The following is a 21,500-nucleotide window of genomic DNA, read 5'->3' as shown; positions in this document are numbered from 1 at the left end:
TGTAGATAGCCAATAAGATAAGCAAGACCTTAATCATAGAAACAACAGGTAAAATAGAAATAAAACGTAACTATTTTATAAGCTTTTCTTAAGTGATATCTATGTTTTCTTCAAGAAAAGACCTGTTTTTACATGCTATTGAAGATTATTTAAGAAAAAGTGCATATTTAATTGATTTTGTAAAAAATATATGGTATATTTTATAAGCATTAAAAGTGCTTGATTAGCTCAGTAGGTAGAGCAACTGGCTGTTAACCAGTGGGTCGTAGGTTCGAATCCTACATCAAGCGCCATTGTGGCCCGTTGGAGAAACGGTTAACTCACATGCCTTTCACGCATGCATTCACGGGTTCGAATCCCGTACGGGTCACCATTAATAACCTAACAACTTACATCGTTTGATGTAAGTTTTTTTGTATGCGATCATACTCTATTCCAATCATATTTGAAAATTATAAAAATACGTTTGTTAAGGCAATAAATCGCTACAAGAAGATAACATTGTAAATATTTAAGAACTGCAAATGGCTTTTTTTAACATATCACCTTATATTCAATTAGGATGAACTTGACTAAAAAAATTTCTATCTTGAAAAAAGGAATGGAAGAAGGCTGAATCAATATTTAGTTTAATTTAGGAAAAAAACATCGTTTGGTTTAGTTTAATGTATTGAGACATAATATTAAGTACATAGAAAAGGAGGTTAATATTATGGAATTAGTAATGCCGATGAATTATGAATTATTAAAACAAGAAGAAATGATGTATTTAGATGGCGGTTGGAGTGCATATACAGTTGCCAAAAATTTAACGAACCTTGCTGCTATGGGAATTGCAGGAGCTATGCTTGCATCAGTTGGAAAGATCATGTGGAATGCAGCTAGAAAAGGGATTAGTTTCACTGAATCAGTAGCTAAAATCGCTGTTGGAGTAAGTGTTGGTGGAACTGTTTGGGCTTTAGGAACATGGACCTTTTAAAAAGAATGATTAACCCAATCACTTTTATTATTTATTTTTTCTATCTATTTTGGCGACTAGGGTATGAAAACATAAGTACTATGGAATTTTTGATATATGCTTGGATGTTAGCGCTTTTTATTTTTAAAGCGTCCAGCATATTATTTAAAAAGTTGAAGTAATAATTTATAACTAAGGCTTGTTTTGAACGAGATTACAAGTCATCAAGGAGTGTCGATATATTTTCATAAGAATGACAAAGGAACAATCCTTTCATAGATTGAATGCTTTTAGAAGATAGGTCACATTAGTGTATTAAATTGAGAAGTCAATTATACTAATACTATGAGGGAGGATTTTATGTCAAAAATATATGAAACAGTTGTTATTAATGAAAAAGGTACTTCGGGGTTTATTGAAACAGATGATGGCTTAAAGTTAGATGTTTCATCACCAACAGATCCAAGTCGAACAGGACCGAATCCTGAACAATTTATGGGGATGGCTTGGAGTACTTGTTTAAATGCTACAATGCAAGTTATGTTGAATGCTAAACGGACACCAAAAGAGAGTAGAGTTAGAGTGGTTGTTACATTTAATAAGGAAGAGAGTAAACCGGGATATTATTTTACAATGAATGCTTATGCTTCAGTTGAAGGGTATACTGTTGAAGAAACGTTAAAATTAGCGAATCAAGCACATGGTCAATGTCCAGTTTCGAAGCTCATTGAGGCGAACAATCATGTACATGTTCATGCAGAGGCTTACTAAAGAAGATCATTCATATCTTCTTTTTTTAACGTGATAAGCTCTTGAAACTTTGTTTAAATTAATTCTTTAATCCTAAAATATGGTAGAATAAATGTAATTGGGATGAAAGTCCCTATTTAGATAAGAGGTGCGAATATGTCAGAATACAAGTTACCACTTCGGTCAGAAGTGGCTCTAGAAGATACATGGGATTTAACGCCTATGTTTGAAAGTGATGATGCATGGGAAGCAACGTTTAAGGAGCTTGAGTCAAGGCTTAATGAAGTCTCTGATTACCAAGGTTCACTGACACAAAGTGCTGCAAGCTTATTACAAGGTCTGAAGTTTAGAGATGAGATTTCATATGATCTTGGGATTCTTTATGTATATGCACATTTAAATTTCGATGTGGATACAACCAATCCTAAATATCAAGCAATGCAAGCTCGAGTGGAAGGATTATTATCACGCTTTGGTGCTGCGTTATCATTTTACGATTCTGAATTATTAGATTCAGATGAAGAAAAATTAATAGAATATTTAAAGTCAGAAGAAGCGTTATCGTTATACAAGCATGAGTTTGAGCGTCTGTTTACACGTCGTCCTCATACGTTGAGTGAAAAAGAAGAGCGTTTGCTTGCTTCAGCAAGTGAAGTCTTTGGTACAGCATCCAAAACATTTGGTATGTTAAATAATGCCGACATGACGTTTCCAAAAGTTAAAGATGAAGCTGGTAATGAGGTACAACTGTCACATGGTCGTTATTCATTGTTTATGGAAAGTGACAACCGTGCTGTTCGTAAGGAAGCGTTCTTGGCTATGCAAAATACGTATGGAGCATTAAAGAACACGTTGGCTAGTACATTGTCTGGATCGGTTAAGGTTCATAATTATTCAGCAAGTGTTCGTCATTATGACTCTGCGCGTCATGCTGCTTTAGCCAATAATCATATTGATGAATCGGTTCACGATGCATTGATTAACAGTATTCATGAAAATATTAATTTATTGCATGATTATGTCGACTTAAGAGAAAAAGCATTGGGTCTTGATGATATTCAAATGTATGATATCTATGTTCCAATGGTTGATGATGTTGACCTTAAATTTACGTATGAAGAAGCACAAGAAGTTATTCTTGATGCCTTGTCAGTCTTGGGTGATGAATATGTATCGGTTCTTAAACGTGCATTTTCAGAGCGTTGGGTTGATGTTGTGGAAAATGAAGGAAAACGAAGTGGTGCTTATTCTTCAGGTACTTATGGGACCAATCCGTATATCTTAATGAATTGGCAAGAAAACATTGATAATATGTTTACACTCGCTCATGAGTTAGGGCACTCTGTTCATTCCTATTTTACCCGTAAATATCAACCGTTCATTTATGGTGATTACTCAATTTTCTTAGCTGAAATTGCTTCAACAACCAATGAAAATCTATTGTTGAATTATTTACTTGATCAATATAAAGATGATGAAAAAGTACAAGCATACTTATTAAATCATTATTTAGACACGGTAAAAGGAACAGTTTTTAGACAAACTCAGTTTGCAGAATTTGAACATCTAATTCATAAATCAGATCAAGAGGGAATCGCTTTAACTGCCGATTACTTAATTGAAGAATACAGCAAGATTAATCAATTCTATTATAGTGAAAAGATTAGCACCCAAGAGATTGGTTATGAATGGGCTCGTATACCTCATTTTTACTATAATTATTATGTGTATCAATATGCTACAGGATTCTCTGCGGCAACACTCTTCTCAGAACACATATATAATGGTGGCGATGTTGAACCCTATCTCAATTTCTTGAAAGCTGGAAACAGTGCTTATCCACTTGATGTATTAGTTGAAGCAGGTGTTGATATGAAAGATACCAAAGCAGTTGATGAAACATTACGTCTCTTTGGCGAACGAATTGAAAAATTAACGGATTTGTTGATTAAATAAACGAGAGACTTTTACCCTAAGCAGGTGTAAAAGTCTTTTCTTATTTTGATGCATCTTGTGTTCATTTCTTTGGTTTTAGTTATATAATAGAGGTACCTAATAGGAGGAAAGAAAATGAATTATCTTAAATATTTTTTCGAAGACATGCTAGATAGTCAGGGGAGAATTTCTAGACATGATTTTTGGATGACAATTCTTTGGGTTTTTGTTTTTAATATTGTCTTCAGTTTAGCGTTTGGTGCTGTTGCACATTTAATTGGTACGGTTGTGAAGTTACCGTGGTTGGTTGCTTTTGTGCTTGCGTTTGTTAATATGGCAGTCTTGTTATCAACAGTTGCTATGCAAATTAGACGTTTACACGATACAAATCGTTCAACGTGGACAATTTTTTATAACTTAATACCAGTTATAGGGCAGTTTATTGTTATTTATTTTTATTGCTTACCTGGTGATCCTGAACCTAATAAATACGGTCATCCTGTTAATTTAAGTAAGTAATTAAGTAATTAAGTAAAAAAACGATTGATCTTATTGTTAAAGATCAATCGTTTTTATTTTATTTCAAATCAATGAGTTGAGTATTTTTGACATCTTTGATTGTTTGAGTTCCAGCAAGTTGCATCACTCGTTTTAAATCATTTTCAAAGTACTTGAAGACTGATGTTACGCCTTTATGACCGCCAAGTGCTAGGCCAAACAAGACTGGTCGGCCAATTGCTACAATATCGGCACCACTTGCGAGGGCTTTAAAGATATGTTCTCCGCGACGTATACCGCTATCAAATACAATCGGAACCTTGCCGGCAACTGCTTTAGCGATTGATTCTAAAGTCTCAAATGACCCTGGGGCATGATCTAATTGTCGACCACCGTGATTTGACACCCAGACACCGTCTGCACCTGCACCGATAGCGAGTAAGGCATCTTCAGGACATTGAATACCTTTAACGAAGACTGGTAAACCTGAGTAGTCTTTGATAAAACGAACATCGTCGGGTTCAATTTTTTGTTTTGATTGAGCATAGATGTTGTTGAGTGACATGTTTTTTCCTGAACCTGTTAAATAGCGAGAAACAATTGGCATACCAAATGGGTAGACAAATTTATTACTTAAATCACGTTCTCGATTCCCACTAAGGGTTGCATCGGCGGTTAGAATAATTGCACTTGCCCCATCTTTTTTTGCTTCATCAAGAATATTTTTATTCATTGTTTCATCTTTACTCATATAGATTTGGAACCAACGATTGTTGCCGTTTAAACCTTCATCAATTTCTTCGAACGTGGCACCAGAATATGCACTTATCGACATAATGGATCCGCCAAATTCAGCAATCCCTTTTGCGGTACCTGCTTCTTTACTCTCATGAGCTAGACCATGTGCAGAGATAGGTGCCATGATAAATGGAACACTAAGTTCTTGTCCTAATATCGATGTTTTCGTTTCGGGAAACTCAACATTTGCTAAAACACGTGGACAGATTCCTTTGTGAAAAAATGCTTCGTCATTTCTTTTGAGTGTCCATTCTTTACCAGACCCTCCTGACATATAATCAAATCCTCCCTTTGGAACGACTTTTTTTGCTTCTTCTTCAAGGTGGTATGTGCTAATGATTTCTAATTCCTTTACTTCTGTTGGTGCGTTGTATTCCATTTTGTTTGTCATAGATTTTCCTTCTTTCTATTTAAATATGATATCTGTAATTGGTTTAGTTAAGGGTGATAATAAAACAACTGTAATCCCTGTAATAACAATTGAAAGACCAGCCATGGCACCTTGAACATCTCCCAATTCAATCGCTTTTGCAGTCCCCATCGCATGGGCAGAACTACCCAAGGCGACACCTTGTGCAACCTCATCGTTAATCTTAAAGAGCTTGAAAAGAGGCGGGCCAATAATGCCACCGATGACACCGGTAAAAACAACCACAGCAACTGTTAACGACGGAATACCGCCCAATGATGTTGAAACATCAACAGCAATCGCAGTGGTAATTGATTTTGGTAACAATGTCGCAACCATAACGTGATCAAAATCTAGACTTAAAGCTAAGCCATAGATTAACCCTGTATGAAATAAGACTCCTGAAGCAATACCAATTAAAATAGCTTTCCAATACTTACGAAGTTGATCGTAATTTTGTTCTAATTTAACGGCCAATGCAACTGTAGCGGGTGTGATAAAAAGACTTAATACACTGGTGTTTTTTTCGTATTTTTCAATTGGTATATCAAAGACTAATAAGATTATAATAATTGAAATTATTGAAAAAACTAACGGATTAAACAGGACAAATTTTGGCCGTTTTTTAGATAATTTCGCTGCTAAAAGATACAAACCAGCAGTTAATGAAAGCCATAAAAACGGACTAGATAGTAGTGGTTTTAACATTTATGAACCCCTTTCTTTTAATGCTTGTGTCAAACGTCCAACAAACACTAACATCAAGGCTGTACTGATTAAAATTGTAATTGTTAATTGCATCCAAGACGTTGCTAAAATATCGAAATTATTGATCAAACCAACCCCAACGGGTACAAAAAATATTCCCATATTATTGGTTAACCAAGTTCCACTTTCTTTAACGCTATCAAGACTTATAAATTTAAAATGTAGCATTAAGAAAAAAAGAACCATTCCAATGACACTTCCAGGAATAACAATTAAATCACTGAGTATAAAAGATGCCAACTCACCCAACATAGAAAATAGAAAGATGATAAATAATTCTTTAATAATCTTCAAAACACTCCCTCCCCTCATTTTATGTAAACGCTTAACAAAATTAATATATCACGGTCAATAACTTTGTTTCAATCAATGTGATTTGTGAAAAAATTATAAAAAAAGGCTTAGTATAAAGGATAATTTCATGTATACTAAAAGTACATTTGTTGAAGGGGATGGTATTATTTTAGACATTGCTTTGAATAATTTAACGCATAGAATTACCCTCATCTTGATGATTGCATTTTTAATTTCAAATACTTCAATTATCAAACGGGCATTTCTAAAACAAAATTTGAGCTTGAGAGATATTATTGTTTTGTCATTGATTTTTGGAGCAATGGGGATCTTGGGAACCTACACCGGTATTGAAATTAATGGTGCACTCGCAAATTCAAGAGTCGTTGGGGTGTTTGTAGGAGGCTTGTTGGGTGGTCCACTTGTGGGATTACTGACTGGAATCATAACAGGTCTTCATCGTTATCTCATTGATATTAATGGTTTTACAGCACTGGCTTGTGCGCTCGCTACCTTTATTGCAGGCATTATGTCAGGGAAATTAAGCGGAAAGTTTCATCAAACACCGCAAAAGGTCAAGATGGCTTTCTTTTGGGGAGCTATCAGTGAAGTACTCCAAATGTTCATTATTTTACTAATTTCTAAGCCTTACTCAGATGCACTTGAACTAGTTAAACTCATTGGTATTCCGATGATCTTTTCCAATGCGTTTGGGATAGCAGCATTTATTGCAATTATGAAAAACATATATAAAGAAGTTGAAACAGAAGCAGCCTATCAATCTCAACTCTCATTACAAATTGCAGATGAGACCTTGAAATATTTTAGAACGGGATTAAATGAAGAAACGGCGTTAAAAATAGCCAAGATCATAAAAAAATATACGAACATTGATGCCATTGCATTTACAGATTGTGAAAAAATATTAGCTCATGTCGGCGTGGCAGGTGACCATCATAATATTGTTGAACCCCTACAAACATCGATTACCAAAGAAGTTATTGAGTCGGGTGAGTATAAAATTTGCAGTACAAAAAATGAAATAAGTTGTACGCATAAACGTTGTCCACTCAAAGCAGCAATCATTGTTCCTTTGAAGAAGAAAGATCAAGTTATTGGAACGTTAAAACTTTACAAAAAAACAGAACATAGTATCACTAAAGTTGAGATCCAATTAGCATTAGGACTTGCTCGATTATTTTCAACACAATTAGAATTAAGTGACATTGATGCACAAAAAGAATTGCTAACGAAAGCGGAACTCAAAGCACTTCAAAGTCAAATTAATCCACATTTTCTTTTCAATGCAATTAATACAATTGCCTATTTAATACGCATTGATCCCAATGAAGGACGGCGATTACTTCTGCACCTTGGAAAATATTTTAGAAATAATTTAGACAGCAAGTATGACGATGTGTCAATTCATCATGAAATTGAAAATGTTAATTCTTATTTAGAAATTGAAAAGGCACGATTTGGTTCAAAATTGACTGTTAATGTGGAACTAGATCAAACACTGGAGTGTGATTTACCACCTTTGATTATTCAACCGCTCGTTGAAAATGCAATCAAACATGGTTTGGGAAATAAGCTCGAAGGGGGCACTGTGAAAATTATCGTCCAAGAAGAAAAAGATGATATTAGTATCGTGGTTATGGATGATGGGGTAGGAATGACTCAAAGTGTCCAGCAGTATTGTTTTTCAAATCATGATAAAAAAAGTAGTATCGGAATTCAAAATGTTAATGACCGATTAGTTCATAAATATGGTAAAGATTACAGTTTAAGAATTAAAAGTGAAGTGAATGTAGGGACCCATGTTTACTTTAAAGTTCCAAAAGCAAGGAGGAGTTTAAGTGTATAAATGTATGATTGTGGATGATGAAGAACTTGCAAGAAATGAGTTAAAGTACATGTTGAAAAACTACGAATCAATGCAGGTTGAAGCAGAAGCTTCCAATGCTATCGAGGCTTTAAAAATATTAGAAACAATTCCCGATCTAGATATCCTTTTTTTAGATATTCAGATGCCGAAAATTAATGGATTAGAGCTAGCAGAAATTATTAATAACAAAGAAAACCCACCCATAATAATTTTTATCACAGCCTATGATGACTATGCCCTTAGAGCATTTAGGGTGAATGCATTTGACTACCTCTTGAAACCGATTGATGAAAAAGAGTTAGATATAACGTTGACTCAAAAACTTGAAAATCATCAAAAAGCTAACACAGAGTATCAAGAGAAATACCAAGAAATAAAAGATAAGTTAGAAACATTGGAGTCAAATGAACGTCTGCAAAAAATTACAGTGTGTATTGATGAAAAGATGTTGCCGATTGATTTTTCAGACATTATATACATCACTGTTGAAGAGAAAGAAACGATTTTAAGAACAAAAGAAAACAAGTATTATTTATCACAAACACTGAGTGAAATTTATAACCGCTTGAATGTTAAAAACTTTTTTAGATGTCATAAATCCTATATTATCAATACGAATTATATTGATACAATAGAACCGTGGTTTAACTATACTCTTAATTTAAAGCTTGCTCATGTTAATGAACCAATACCTGTGAGTCGAAGTAATGTCAAGAAATTTAAACGAATGTTGAATATCGAATAGTGTCATTAGACACTATTTTTTTCGATTGTAAACTATTGTGTAAATTAGGTTTACAAAGAAAGAAAGGTGTGATACCATCAAAAAAGAGGCGATACAATGAAAGAAAAAACAGTATTAGACTTTTTACAAGCAAATAAAGAACGATATATTAGTGGTCAGCAAATTGGTGATGAACTGGGAATGACGCGAGCTAATGTATGGAAAGAAATCGAAAAATTACGAAAACAAGGCATGGAAATTGCGTCAGTAAGAAATAAGGGATATCAACTTGTTTCAGCAAACAACATCCTTTCAGTTTCTGGGATCCAACACTTCATTGACCATGAAACAACACTGAAGGTATATGAGACGTTATCATCCAGCAATGACACTGCAAAACAGTATGCGAATGAAAGCCATGACGAAAATGTTTGGTTTATTAGTGATGAACAAACAAAAGGTAAAGGTCGACAAGGCCGTTCATTTTATTCACCCAAAGGGAATGGCATTTATATGAGTGTTGTTTTGCGTCCTGATTTATCTTTAGAAAATACGCAATTACTGACCATTCTCGCAGCAGTCGCGTTAACCAAAGCATTGAAGAAAGAGCTTGAATTAGACGTTGATATTAAATGGCTGAATGATATTTTTATCCAGGGTAAAAAAATGGCCGGAATTTTGACTGAAGGTGAGATAATCTTAGAGTTGAAGAAATATAAATATATTGTTTTGGGGATGGGCTTAAATGTCTATCAAGACAAAAACTTACCTGATGAGTTAAGTGATATATACACCTCATTAGAAGAGCATACGAATCAAACGATTCATCGAGAAAAACTGATTGCAATGATTATCAATGAATTCAATGCGTTATTAACACAATTTCCGGACAATGTTGAAACATTGCTGCATGATTATGAAGAACATTGTTTTGTCATCGGTCAGGAAGTATATGTGAATGACGATACGATAAATAAATATAAAGTCACAGGAATTACACCGCAAGGACATTTAGTGGTCGAAGATTCAAAAGGCCAAACAAGTGAACTATTTTCTGGAGAAATTTCAATTGGAGGATATCGAAAATGAAAACAAAAGATTTAGCGTTGTCGGCAATGTTTACAGCTTTTATTGCAGTTTGTTCTTACATTCAAATTCCCACACCCCTTGTTCCATTTACGCTGCAAGTCTTTGCGATTTCTTTAACAGCGATGATGTTGTCATTCAAACAAGCAAGCTTTGCCATTGTGTCGTATGTATTGTTGGGCTTGATCGGATTGCCAGTGTTTGCTGGTGGAGTATCTGGACCTCAAGCTATTCTATCTCCAAGTTTTGGATTTATTTTAGGTTTTATCCCGATGACCTTAACAATCAACAAAGTCTACCATCGCTTAGAAGGACCTAAAAGAGTCGTTGCATTACTGTGTGGAGAATTGATTTTATATGTCATCGCTCTACCCATCCTTTATTTAAACTTAAAAAACTTCTTAAATATAACCTTAGATATGAAGACTTTATTCGTTTCTTATTTTTTGATTTTCATACCTACCGATACGCTTTCAATGGGAATTAGTTATTATATAAGTGAAAAAATCAATAGAAATTAAAAACTTTAATTAGAGATATAAAGAGAAAATTGTTCAAAGAACCATATTTTATGTATAATGTGAATGTACTATGTTAACACATAGGTTTGTGTATAAATCTAAAGTAAATGAGTGATGAGTGATAGATTTAATATACTTTATGACCCTGTTCAACTATTTCTGAGCATGAAAATTGGAAATAGTTAATGTTTAGTTTTCAAATAGGAGGGTATCATGAAACAAGCATTAGAAGGATTGAAAGTATTAGATTTATCAAGAGTTTTAGCTGGACCCTATGCGACAATGATTTTAGCAGATATGGGTGCAGATGTATTAAAAGTTGAAATACCAAACAGAGGTGACGATTCACGTGCCTTTGGTCCATATGTGGGCGGTGAAAGTTCATACTTCATGAGTATTAATCGTAATAAAAAGAGTATGACATTGAATTTAAAAAATGAAAAGTCCAAAGCAATCTTATTAGAACTAGTTAAAGATGCGGATGTGTTGGTTGAAAATTATCGTCCTGGAACGATGGAAAAACTTGGTTTAGGGTATGATGTCTTAAAAGAGATTAACCCACAATTAATTTATGCAGCATCTTCAGGTTTTGGGCATACAGGTCCGTATAGTAAACGTGCAGCGTATGATGCTGTTGTTCAGGCAATGGGTGGTATCATGAGTATAACTGGAGAACTCGATGGAGAACCTACCAAAGTTGGCTCATCTATTTCTGACATTATTGCAGGAATGTATACATCAATTGGTGTTTTAGGAGCTTTAAATTATCGTAATGAAACTGGTAAAGGACAAAAAGTAGATGTTGCCATGCTTGATACGCAAGTGTCGATTCTTGAAAATGCAATTGCACGTTACATGGCTACAGGTGAATCCCCTAAACCGTTAGGTAATCGTCATGCTTCAATTATTCCATTTGAATCATTTGAAACAAAAGATGGCAGCATTATGATTGCTGCTGGTAATGACACATTGTGGGGCTTCTTATGTAATGCCTTAGGGGTACCTGAATTAATTGAAGACCCTCGTTTCCACACAAATCCATTACGTGGTGAAAATTATGATGAAATGAGACCGTTATTGGCTAAACCATTTCTTAATAAAACAACAGAAGAATGGATTGATATCTTAAATGATGTTGGTGTTCCTAATGGTCCCATTAACAAAATTGAGGATGTTGTGAATGATCCACAAGTAATTGCTCGCGAGATGATTGTTGAAGTTGATCACCCAACAGCAGGGAAAATATCTATACCAGGTGTGCCAATTAAAATGAGTGAAACTCAAGGCGAAGTCCGAATGGCAGCACCAGTTTTAGGTCAAAATACAGAGGAAGTTTTAAAAGAAATTTTAAATTATTCAGATGAAGAAATTGTGAAATTAAAAGAAGAAGGCGCAATTTAAACCACTTTTTTAAATAACAAAATAAACACTTAACAGTTATTATTTTAATTTTTGAGTGTTTTATTTTACATAAATACAGCATGTTTGACTAAAATCTTTGGGAATCAAAGCATAAGTGTTGATTTTTAAAAATAATAAAATAATATTTGTATTATGAAATTTTTGTGTTAATATGAATGTATAGTGATGAAGAGAAGAGATTATTTAGAAGTAAATTGATAGATTACAAAATTGCTAATAATATTGATTATTATAGTGACGAGTGAAGAGCGAAATCAAATTATGGGTTGATCCTGTTTTTGTATTAAGCTCTTTTTTTGTTGTCTAAAATTTAAATTTCTAAAGTTTTAAGCTCTAAATTTGATGACTACGAAAGAGAAGGGAGGGGTTATATGTCATTAAAAGAGGTAATGGAAGTAGCGAATGGATGGGGTATCTGGATTTGTGCGGGTATTGCTGTAAGCGTTATCATTGTTCAGACTGTTTTGTTTATTCGTTTATCTTTCAAGAATGCTGAAGGTGTTGGCTTATCGAAAGATGATGCTAAGAAAGCATTCAAAACTGGGCTCATTAGTTCAGTTGGTCCAGCAATATCAGTTTTTGTTGTTGTATTTGCAATGACGGCACTTGTTGGTGGTCCAATGACCTGGATGAGATTGAATATGACTGGAGGTTCAGCGGTTATACTAAAATCTGCAGAGATTGGGGCGGCTTCTGTTGGAGAAAGCCTTGGTTCTGAAGGGTTTACATTAACTGGTTTATCTGCGTCATGGTTTAGTATTGCAGCGAATGGAATTGGCTGGCTTATTATTCTATTTTTCCTCAATCACCGAATGGAGAAAGTTAGAACAAAAATAGGTGGTGGCGATCCTCGTTGGTTGCAATTGCTAACAGCATCAGTGACATTGGGCTTGTTTGGATTCTTTGCGGCACCAGAAATCTTAAAAGGTGGTGGCTACTCAAGTTCAGTGATTGCAGGGGGTGTTTCAATGGCGGTGATGTTATTTGTTGCCAAAAACCCAAAACTAAAGTGGTTAAAAGAATATGCGTTAGGGTTTGCACTCGTAATAGGAATGATATTTGGAAGTATGTTAGGTTAGGAGGAAACTATGAAAAATTATAACTATCAAGAACAGTGGATAAAACCAGCGATTAAGATTGGAAGAATCTCGATTTTATTTATAATGATTACATCATTTCTTCCGGTAGGTTACTTATACCTTAAGTATGGTGTTATACCAAGTTTTAATGAATTGGTGAATGCTTGGGTAGGGGTAGCGACAACATTCGGTCCATTTTATCTAATTGAATTATTCTCTTATTTCCCAATTTTCGGGACAGCAGGGTCTTATCTTGCGATTAGTACAGGGAATATGGTTAATTTAAAATTACCTGCCTCAGCAACAGCACAAGAAGTGCTCGGTGTTGAAAATGGAACACCTAAAGGCGAGGTAGTCTCAATGTTGGGGATTGCGGGATCAATTATTACAAACCTAGCGTTCTTAACGATATGTGTAATCTTAGGATCACAGATTATGAGAATTATGCCACCAAGTATTGAGCGTGCGTTTAATGAATTTACGATACCAGCTCTATTTGGTGCATTATACGGACAGTTAAGTTTAAATAATCCAAAAATTGGAATTATTGCTTTACCAATGTCCTTGATTATGTATAAATTCTTTAATTTACCACAATGGTTTATGTTAGTTGTTGTTGTCTTTGGGACACCAATGATTATCAGAGGATTATACAAAAAAAATATTGTTAAGTAATTAAAAAATAATGACATAACGAAAATCATACGATGATATTTCAATTTCAGTATAGAGAGAAGGAGTGGAACAATTGGAAAAAAGTTATATAAATGTACAGATCGGAAATGAAAAAAACGAGGTAGAACGTCTTGCTATTTTATTGGCAATGACGCAAAGCCATGAAGAAGAAAAATACTACATCGACATGTACCAAAACATGGGCTATAAATGTGTTGTTACAGGTGTTGCGGGAATGAATGATGAGGTTAGGAAGAAATTAGTAAGTGCTGTTGTCGGTGCGAGTCTAAACGAAAGGGTCATAGACAAAACACAACATGAAATGCACGCAGTAATTCATGCTACTGCTGATGCAGCAATGGGCGTACGAGTTGATTCACCAGTCTCACAAAGTTTCCAATTGAAAGCAACCATTGTCCGAAGAGATAACTGGTTATGTGTCGCGATGTATGGAAATATGGCTGTACATAAAGTAACAAATCATAAAACGATAGGGATTGGAGTTATGCATTTATAGTTTTTTCAAATGATGAAAGCGGAGGATTAAAATGAAAGAACAATTAAAAGCAACTTTAAAAACTTTAGTAGAAATTCCAAGTGTTAGTGGAAATGAACAATTAATGGTAAAACACATGTATACAGAATTAAGTAAGTATGCAGACGAAGTAACCATCGATAAATTAGGAAACGTTTATGCAAGTAAAAAAGGAAAAACAGAAGGACCTAAAATGATGATTGCGGCACACGTTGATCAAATTGGTTTTTCAGTTAAGAATATTCTTGCAAATGGTTTCATTTTATTTGATAAAGTCGGAACACCATCTGACCGTGTTATGACTGGACGTAAAGTTATGATTAACGGAAATATTCCAGGTGTTATTGGCATTAAATCTGCTCACTTAGAAAGCGCAGCAGAGAAAAACAGTATTAAAACTGCAAAAGAAAGTTACATTGACATTGCAGCCAACTCTAAAGAAGAAGTAGAAGCTTTAGGAATAAGAGTCGGAGATCGTATCGAATTTGTTTCAGATTTTACTGTTATGCAAAATCCTGACTATGTATGTACAAAATCAATCGACAATAGAATTAGCTGTGCTTTACTCCTTGAATTATTTAAAAAATTAGACGACATTGATTTTGCAGGAGAAATTGTTGGTGTAGCAACAGTTCAAGAAGAAACAGGAATGAAGGGTGCATTTGTATCAGGTAACAACGTTGATCCAGACTATGCAATTGTAATCGATACAATTCCTTCAGGTGATACACCAGATATTAACACTGAGCAAGACCTGCCAATTCGTTTGGGGGATGGTCCAGTCCTTGTTGTTGGTGATGGAATTATGATTGGTTTATTATTCAGTTTCTCATCACAAAAGGTTATTGATCAAATTGATAAAGCATCAAAACTAAAAGATGTTAAATTACAAGAAATTACCTTAATTGGTGAAGGGTATGCAACGGATGCAGCAAGATTAAGTTTCGCAGGAAGTGGTATTCCATTTGCAATGCTTGCAACTCCAAGACGTTATACACACTCACCAATTGAATTAATGAATATGAATGATGCAGTTGGAACATTTGAAATCTTATGTGGCCTTGTTGAAAAGAATGGCGAAGCTAACTTAGATTTTATTTAGATTTAAAAAAGACTAATGCTGCGACGCATTAGTCTTATATTATTGAAATATCATCTTATAGGAGGGTGAAAATGTCAGATTCAATTAATGAATTAAAAAAGTTAAAAGAAAAAATTGCTCTCGGTGGTGGAAAAGACAGAATTGAAAAACAATATTCAATGGGTAAAAGAACTGCTCGAGATCGAATAAATATGTTGTTAGATGAAGGAACATTTGTTGAAGTTGATACTTTTGTTTCAACCCGTGCGACAAATTTTGGCATGCAAGATAAGAAAATTGCAGGCGATGGTGTCGTTACAGGGTATGGACAAGTTGATGGTCGTTTGGTGTATGTCTATGCACAAGATTTCACGGTATTAGGTGGTTCTCTTGGACAGCAACATGCACAAAAAATTACTAAAATTCAAAAAATGGGAATTAAAATGGGGGCTCCAATTATTGGAATTAATGACTCTGGTGGTGCTCGTATTCAAGAAGGTGTCGATGCCTTATCAGGGTATGGCGATATCTTTTATAACAATACAATCGCATCGGGTGTCGTTCCTCAAATATCAGTTATTATGGGGCCATCTGCAGGTGGAGCTGTGTATTCACCGGCTATTACAGACTTTATTTTTATGGTGGAAAACACAGGAAAAATGTTCATCACCGGTCCTGAAGTTATTAAATCAGTAACGGGTGAAGAGGTTAGCCAAGAAGAACTGGGTGGTGCCTTAACACATAATGCTGTTTCAGGTGTTGCTCATTTTATGGACGAAACTGAAGAAGAAACACTGAATCGAGTCAAAGAACTCTTATCTTATTTACCATCAAACAATCTCCAAACAGCACCAAGTGTTGAATTGAGTGATGATGAAAATAGACATGATGAAGCATTGAATAGCATCGTTCCTAATGATCCAAACAAAGCCTACAATGTTAAAGATGTGATTGAAATACTTGCTGATAATGGTGAGTTCTTTGAAGTTCAAGAGCATTTTGCTAAAAATATTGTGATTGGTTATATGCGTTTAAATGGTGAAGCTGTTGGTGTCGTAGCCAATCAACCCAACTATTTAGCAGGATGTTTAGATATTGATGGTTCAGATAAAGCGGCTCGTTTTGTTAGAACTTGTGATGCCTTTAATATTCCATTATTAACACTTGTTGATGTGCCAGGATTTTTACCGGGAACCAATCAAGAACACAATGGAATTATTCGTCATGGTGCGAAGTTACTCTATGCATTCAGTGAAGCAACAGTCCCTAAATCAACAGTGATTATGAGAAAAGCTTACGGTGGTGCCTACATTGCAATGTGTAGTAAACATCTAAATACAGATATGGTTTATGCATGGCCTAATGCAGAAATTGCTGTTATGGGTCCTGATGGTGCAGCAAATATTATTTTTAGAAGAGACATTAATAATGCTGACGACCCAATCGCAGAAAAAGATAAGAAAGTCGAAGAATATCGCCAAGCTGTTGCTAATCCGTATGTGGCAGCAGAACGAGGTTATGTGGATGATGTTATCGAACCAAGTACAACTCGACAACGTTTGATTTCAACCTACGATATGCTCAAAAGCAAACGCGAAACTCGACCTACAAAAAAACATGGTAATTTACCATTATAGTGAGGTGAATTAAATGGAAGAATTTATTACAGTCAGTGAAAGTGTCATTATTAGTGCTTTTAGTATGCTTATAGTCTTTGTTGGACTGTTAATAATACTAGCAGTGATTAGCTTGCTTAGAGTGTTAAGCAATCGCCAAAATAATGACAATAAATTAAGTGAAGAATCAAATCAAGGGTCATTGATTGACGTCGACTCAAAGGTTGATGACGATGAAATAGTGAGTGTCATTGCTGCTGCATTAGCAGTTGTTATGGACACACATACTGATAACCTTGTGATACAAAAGATTACTCGCGTAAATAATATGGATAGTTGGACTCAAGCAGGATTACATGAACACATGTCCACAAAAGTCCAATAAGGAGGAACAATGAGAAAGTTTAATATTAATGTAAATGGAACAATGTATGAAGTTGATGTAGAAGAAGTGGGTGGTGATGCTCCTGTAAGACCAAGCGTTCAAGCAGCAAAGCCAGCACCCAAAGCAGCAACTCCTAAAAAACAAACACCGAAGGCAGCAGTGGTAGAGGGTCAAGTGGATATTAAGTCACCGATGCCAGGAAGTATATTCAAAATCAATGTATCAGAAAACGAAACTGTCGAAGCAGGCCAAGTTCTCTTGATCTTAGAAGCAATGAAAATGGAAAATGAAATCGTAGCACCTCAAGCAGGTACTGTAAGTAAAATTATGGTCAATGAAGGTGTTAGTGTTAATACTGGCGATCAGCTAGTGATTATTGAGTAGTCGAAAGGAAGTGGTAGTGTGTTATTAGATATGTTGAGAGGTTTCATCGAAGGAACCGGATTAGCATCAATTACAATGGGTCAAGGTTTAATGCTATTAACATCTTTTTTACTCTTGTATTTAGCAATCGCAAAAGAATTTGAACCGTTGCTACTTATTCCAATTGCATTTGGAATGTTATTAGCAAACCTTCCCTTAGCAGGCATAATGAATGAACCAACAGCAACAGAAAATGGTGGCTTGTTTTACTACTTATACCAAGGGGTAAAACTTGGTATCTATCCACCTCTTATTTTTATGGGGGTTGGTGCCATGACTGATTTTGGTCCTTTAATTGCCAATCCTAAATCAGTATTATTAGGCGGTGCTGCTCAATTTGGAATATTCGCAACATTTATTGGAGCAACAGCACTTGGGTTTACTGCTCAAGAAGCAGCATCCATTGGAATTATTGGCGGTGCAGATGGACCAACAGCGTTATTTTTAACGTCAAAGTTAGCACCTCACTTGTTAGGACCTATTGCGGTCGCAGCCTATTCTTATATGGCTTTGGTACCAATTATTCAACCACCAATCATGCGAGCACTAACTAAAAAAGAAGATCGTTCAATTGTAATGGATCAATTAAGAGAAGTATCACAATTAGAAAAAATAATATTTCCAATTGTTGTTACGGTTGTAGTTTCCTTGTTACTACCATCAGCTGCAACACTTGTGGGAATGTTAATGTTAGGGAATTTATTTAGAGAATCTTTATTAACTGAAAGGTTATCTGAAACGGCACAAAATGGTTTGGTCAACGTTATTACTATTTTCTTAGGGATAACTGTTGGTGCGACAGCGAATGCTGAAACATTTTTAAATGTTCAGACCATTAAGATTATTGTTTTAGGTCTTATTGCCTTTGGAATTGGTACGGCATTTGGTGTTATCTTTGGAAACATTATGTGTAAAGTATCGAAAGGTAAAATTAATCCACTAATTGGTGCTGCGGGTGTTTCGGCAGTCCCAATGGCATCACGTGTTGTCCAAAAAGTGGGTCAAGAAGAAAATCCAGCAAACTTTTTATTAATGCATGCCATGGGAGCAAACGTGTCTGGTGTTATTGGATCAGCGATTGCTGCAGGTGTGTTATTAAATTTATTTGGATAAATTGCTACTGACTAAAGAATAGATATACTGACACAAAAACTATTACGATTCACTTCGTGATAGTTTTTAAAATCAAACGAATAAGCGTCAAGAAGTATTCACAAAAATCAATGCATTAGTATCTAAAAAAGTATTTACTTTATACCTAATAAGGAGTGTGCTTTAGATGTTTAGATGTTTAGTTGTGGATGCCAACGAATCAACTAGAAATAGGCTCGTTAAAGCGTTATCAAAATATAGTTTTTTAACAATTGAAAAGTGTGTATATAACACCGTTAATACCATAGAAATGGTTGACAAAATGTCAAATGTAGACTTAGTTTTTTTAGATTTAGAACGATTAGATACTGAAGAGTTGAACTTGATTAAAACACTGAATCATCAAGGAAAACCAGCTGAAATAATTTTTATGATGGATGATGATGACAGTGCTTTAAAAGCGTTCAGTTTAAATAACCTGAAATATTTATTGAAACCAATTGATGAAAAAAAACTTGATGCACTTATTATTGATGAATTGAAAGCATATATGAGTTCGATGTTAGAATATAAGCAAAAATATAATAAAATAAAGGCTAAATTAGAAACGTTAGAAACACCTGAACGATTGAATAAAATAACAGTATGTGTTCAAGGGAAATTAATACCTGTTGATTTTTCTGAAATCATCTATGTTACGATTGAAAATGGTGATACGGTCTTAAGGACCCAAGATAATAAATACTACTTATCACAGACCTTGCAAGAGATTTATGATAAGCTCAGTGTGAAAAATTTCTTTCGATGCCATAAGTCATATATTATTAATACGAACTATATTGATAGTATAGAACCATGGTTAAATTATACCTTTAATTTAAAGCTTAATTACATTGATGAAACAATTCCGGTGAGTCGTAGTAATGTAAAACAATTTAAACGAATGATGAATATAGAATAGTGCACTTGAGTGCACTATTTTTGTATTACAGAAAAATTTACCCAAAAGAAAGCCGTTACAGACTACAATATGGTCACATGTTTTCTAAGGAGGAAGAGGAATGATTCAATTAGTAATAGGAATAGCAATCTTAGTTATTGGGTATTTTACCTATGGTAAGATTGTTGAAAAGCATTTTGGACCAGAACCAGAATTAGAAACACCGGCTTACAGACTACAAGATGGTGTTGATTATATGCCGATGTCAAAGGGGAGAGTTTTCTTAATTCAGTTATTAAATATTGCTGGACTTGGACCAATATTTGGAGCCATCCAAGGTGCGCTCTTTGGGCCGATGGCATTTATTTGGATTGCACTGGGAAGTGTGTTTGCAGGCGGGGTCCATGATTATTTTACTGGGATGCTATCACTTCGTCATGATGGAAAAAGTGTTTCAGAAATTGTGGGTGTTTACTTAGGTGAACCGGCGCGTAAGTTAATGCGAGTTTTCTCGGTTGTGTTATTGATGTTAGTTGGTACAGTCTTTATGACGGGTCCAGCAAACCTTTTAGCAGGTCTAGGGATTCCAGGAATGGATAACTTTGACACGTGGTTAATCATAATTTTTGTTTATTATTTCTTAGCGACAATCTTACCGATTGATAAAATAATTGGTAAAATATACCCTGTATTTGGGTTAACATTGTTAATCATGGCAGGTGGAATTGGAATTTCCTTGTTTACAGGCGGTTATACCTTACCAGCCTTCTCATTTACAAGTCTGCATCCTAAAGGATTACCAGTTTGGGCGATGTTGTTTACCACTGTTGCATGTGGTGCGATCAGCGGATTCCATGCAACACAAACTCCAATGATGTCGCGTTGCTTACAAAACGAAAACCAAGGACGTCCAGTGTTCTTTGGTGCCATGATTGCGGAAGGAATTATCGCTATCATTTGGGCGGCAGCTGCAATGGCATTCTTTGGTGGCGTTGAAGGATTAGGTGAGTTTTATTACGGTGCTGGTGGCGGACAACCAGGAGCTGTTGTAAATCATATATCTTTAGCAATGTTAGGGAAATTTGGTGGAATACTAGCAATCATTGGTGTTATCGCTGCTCCAATTACTTCAGGAGATACAGCATTTAGATCAGCTCGTCTGACGATTGCGGATGCGATGAATTTTAATCAAGTTGAAAAGAAAAATAGATTAATTCTTGCGATTCCATTGTTTGCGGTTAGCTTTGTCTTAACCCGAATGAACTTTGATATTATTTGGCGTTATTTCTCGTGGTCAAACCAAACATTAGCGATGATTGTTCTGTGGACATCATCAAGTTACTTAGTCCATAAAAACAAGTCCCATTGGATGACGACTTTACCAGCTGTGTTTATGACTGCTGTATCAGCAACTTACTTGCTTCAAGCACCTGAAGGATTTGGATTACCAACCTCAATCTCAAATCCAGTCGGAGCACTTGTTGCCCTAGCTTCATTTATCTACTTTGTGTATCGTGTTAAAAAATTCAAAAAAGAACAATAACTAAACACATAAAAAACAACCTTTATCTTTCCTTGTTGATAGAGGTTGTTTTTATTTGCTTGAATCAACATCATATTCCA

22 protein-coding genes and 2 tRNA genes are annotated in these 21,500 nt (G+C 35.0%); 21 read left to right on the top strand and 3 right to left on the bottom strand.

Annotation, left to right across the window (positions count from 1 at the left end; all coding sequences use genetic code 11):
• The first annotated feature begins 217 nt into the window (after window positions 1–217).
• The 6 genes from GVV10_RS05245 to GVV10_RS05220 all read left to right on the top strand — a co-directional run bounded on the left by GVV10_RS05245 (window position 218) and on the right by GVV10_RS05220 (window position 4,162).
• A tRNA-Asn gene (locus GVV10_RS05245) sits at window positions 218–293 on the top strand.
• Between the two features lie 4 nt (window positions 294–297).
• Window positions 298–373 (top strand) — tRNA-Glu (locus tag GVV10_RS05240).
• A 339-nt stretch (window positions 374–712) separates the two neighbouring features.
• The gene (locus GVV10_RS05235) at window positions 713–979 is read left to right on the top strand and encodes a hypothetical protein (RefSeq protein WP_159520312.1); all 267 of its coding nucleotides are present in this window, start codon (window positions 713–715) and stop codon (window positions 977–979) included.
• A 339-nt stretch (window positions 980–1,318) separates the two neighbouring features.
• Window positions 1,319–1,729 (top strand): OsmC family protein, encoded by a 411-nt coding sequence (locus GVV10_RS05230; RefSeq protein ID WP_159520309.1) that lies wholly within the window; start codon window positions 1,319–1,321, stop codon window positions 1,727–1,729.
• Between the two features lie 135 nt (window positions 1,730–1,864).
• On the top strand, window positions 1,865–3,664 hold the full coding sequence (gene pepF / locus GVV10_RS05225; protein WP_159520307.1) for an oligoendopeptidase F: 1,800 nt from the start codon (window positions 1,865–1,867) through the stop codon (window positions 3,662–3,664).
• Window positions 3,665–3,778: 114 nt separating this feature from the next.
• The gene (locus GVV10_RS05220; RefSeq protein WP_159520305.1) at window positions 3,779–4,162 is read left to right on the top strand and encodes a DUF805 domain-containing protein; all 384 of its coding nucleotides are present in this window, start codon (window positions 3,779–3,781) and stop codon (window positions 4,160–4,162) included.
• Between the two features lie 58 nt (window positions 4,163–4,220).
• On the opposite strand, the gene GVV10_RS05215 is transcribed toward GVV10_RS05220, so the two are convergent.
• The 3 genes from GVV10_RS05215 to GVV10_RS05205 are packed head-to-tail and all read right to left on the bottom strand — an operon-like array spanning window position 4,221 to window position 6,410.
• On the bottom strand, window positions 4,221–5,330 hold the full coding sequence (locus GVV10_RS05215; protein WP_159520303.1) for a lactate oxidase: 1,110 nt from the start codon (window positions 5,328–5,330) through the stop codon (window positions 4,221–4,223).
• A gap of 15 nt (window positions 5,331–5,345) precedes the next feature.
• Window positions 5,346–6,056 (bottom strand): LrgB family protein, encoded by a 711-nt coding sequence (locus GVV10_RS05210; RefSeq protein ID WP_159520301.1) that lies wholly within the window; start codon window positions 6,054–6,056, stop codon window positions 5,346–5,348.
• Window positions 6,057–6,410 (bottom strand): CidA/LrgA family protein, encoded by a 354-nt coding sequence (locus GVV10_RS05205; RefSeq protein WP_159520299.1) that lies wholly within the window; start codon window positions 6,408–6,410, stop codon window positions 6,057–6,059.
• A 127-nt stretch (window positions 6,411–6,537) separates the two neighbouring features.
• Between GVV10_RS05205 and GVV10_RS05200 the strand changes: the two genes are divergently transcribed.
• The 15 genes from GVV10_RS05200 (at window position 6,538) to GVV10_RS05130 (ending at window position 21,420) form a co-directional block, all read left to right on the top strand.
• Window positions 6,538–8,277: a LytS/YhcK type 5TM receptor domain-containing protein gene (locus GVV10_RS05200; RefSeq protein WP_159520297.1), complete on the top strand. Its 1,740-nt coding sequence runs from the start codon at window positions 6,538–6,540 to the stop codon at window positions 8,275–8,277.
• Window positions 8,270–9,043, top strand: a complete 774-nt coding sequence (locus tag GVV10_RS05195) for a LytR/AlgR family response regulator transcription factor (protein WP_159520295.1) — start codon at window positions 8,270–8,272, stop codon at window positions 9,041–9,043. The genes GVV10_RS05200 and GVV10_RS05195 overlap by 8 nt, the downstream gene beginning before the upstream one ends.
• A 96-nt stretch (window positions 9,044–9,139) precedes the next feature.
• On the top strand, window positions 9,140–10,111 hold the full coding sequence (locus GVV10_RS05190) for a biotin--[acetyl-CoA-carboxylase] ligase (protein WP_159520293.1): 972 nt from the start codon (window positions 9,140–9,142) through the stop codon (window positions 10,109–10,111).
• Window positions 10,108–10,629, top strand: a complete 522-nt coding sequence (locus GVV10_RS05185; protein WP_159520291.1) for a biotin transporter BioY — start codon at window positions 10,108–10,110, stop codon at window positions 10,627–10,629. Before GVV10_RS05190 ends, GVV10_RS05185 begins: the two co-directional genes overlap by 4 nt.
• A gap of 213 nt (window positions 10,630–10,842) precedes the next feature.
• Window positions 10,843–12,030 (top strand): CaiB/BaiF CoA transferase family protein, encoded by a 1,188-nt coding sequence (locus tag GVV10_RS05180; protein ID WP_159520289.1) that lies wholly within the window; start codon window positions 10,843–10,845, stop codon window positions 12,028–12,030.
• 392 nt (window positions 12,031–12,422) lie between these two features.
• Window positions 12,423–13,130: a DUF5058 family protein gene (locus tag GVV10_RS05175; RefSeq protein ID WP_159520287.1), complete on the top strand. Its 708-nt coding sequence runs from the start codon at window positions 12,423–12,425 to the stop codon at window positions 13,128–13,130.
• 9 nt (window positions 13,131–13,139) lie between these two features.
• Window positions 13,140–13,805, top strand: coding sequence for a hypothetical protein (locus GVV10_RS05170; RefSeq protein ID WP_159520285.1), 666 nt, complete (start codon window positions 13,140–13,142; stop codon window positions 13,803–13,805).
• Between the two features lie 73 nt (window positions 13,806–13,878).
• The gene (locus GVV10_RS05165) at window positions 13,879–14,322 is read left to right on the top strand and encodes a HutP family protein (protein ID WP_159520283.1); all 444 of its coding nucleotides are present in this window, start codon (window positions 13,879–13,881) and stop codon (window positions 14,320–14,322) included.
• Window positions 14,323–14,353: 31 nt separating this feature from the next.
• Window positions 14,354–15,442, top strand: a complete 1,089-nt coding sequence (locus GVV10_RS05160; protein WP_159520281.1) for a M42 family metallopeptidase — start codon at window positions 14,354–14,356, stop codon at window positions 15,440–15,442.
• 71 nt (window positions 15,443–15,513) lie between these two features.
• Entirely contained in the window at window positions 15,514–17,058 is a 1,545-nt protein-coding gene (locus GVV10_RS05155) for an acyl-CoA carboxylase subunit beta (RefSeq protein ID WP_201289996.1), read from the top strand.
• A gap of 13 nt (window positions 17,059–17,071) precedes the next feature.
• Window positions 17,072–17,422 carry an OadG family protein gene (locus GVV10_RS05150; RefSeq protein WP_159520277.1) on the top strand — a complete coding sequence of 117 codons (351 nt, stop codon included), beginning with the start codon at window positions 17,072–17,074 and terminating at the stop codon, window positions 17,420–17,422.
• Between the two features lie 9 nt (window positions 17,423–17,431).
• On the top strand, window positions 17,432–17,806 hold the full coding sequence (locus tag GVV10_RS05145; protein WP_159520275.1) for a biotin/lipoyl-containing protein: 375 nt from the start codon (window positions 17,432–17,434) through the stop codon (window positions 17,804–17,806).
• Between the two features lie 18 nt (window positions 17,807–17,824).
• Complete coding sequence (locus tag GVV10_RS05140; RefSeq protein ID WP_236261867.1) at window positions 17,825–18,958, top strand: sodium ion-translocating decarboxylase subunit beta; 1,134 nt, start codon at window positions 17,825–17,827, stop codon at window positions 18,956–18,958.
• Between the two features lie 166 nt (window positions 18,959–19,124).
• The gene (locus tag GVV10_RS05135; protein WP_159520273.1) at window positions 19,125–19,898 is read left to right on the top strand and encodes a LytR/AlgR family response regulator transcription factor; all 774 of its coding nucleotides are present in this window, start codon (window positions 19,125–19,127) and stop codon (window positions 19,896–19,898) included.
• Between the two features lie 100 nt (window positions 19,899–19,998).
• Window positions 19,999–21,420, top strand: a complete 1,422-nt coding sequence (locus tag GVV10_RS05130; protein ID WP_159520271.1) for a carbon starvation CstA family protein — start codon at window positions 19,999–20,001, stop codon at window positions 21,418–21,420.
• Window positions 21,421–21,500: the final 80 nt, after the last annotated feature.

Source organism: Erysipelothrix urinaevulpis, assembly GCF_009828835.1.
Classification (GTDB): domain Bacteria; phylum Bacillota_I; class Bacilli_A; order Erysipelotrichales; family Erysipelotrichaceae; genus Erysipelothrix; species Erysipelothrix urinaevulpis.
This window is presented reverse-complemented; position numbering and strand designations above follow the sequence as displayed.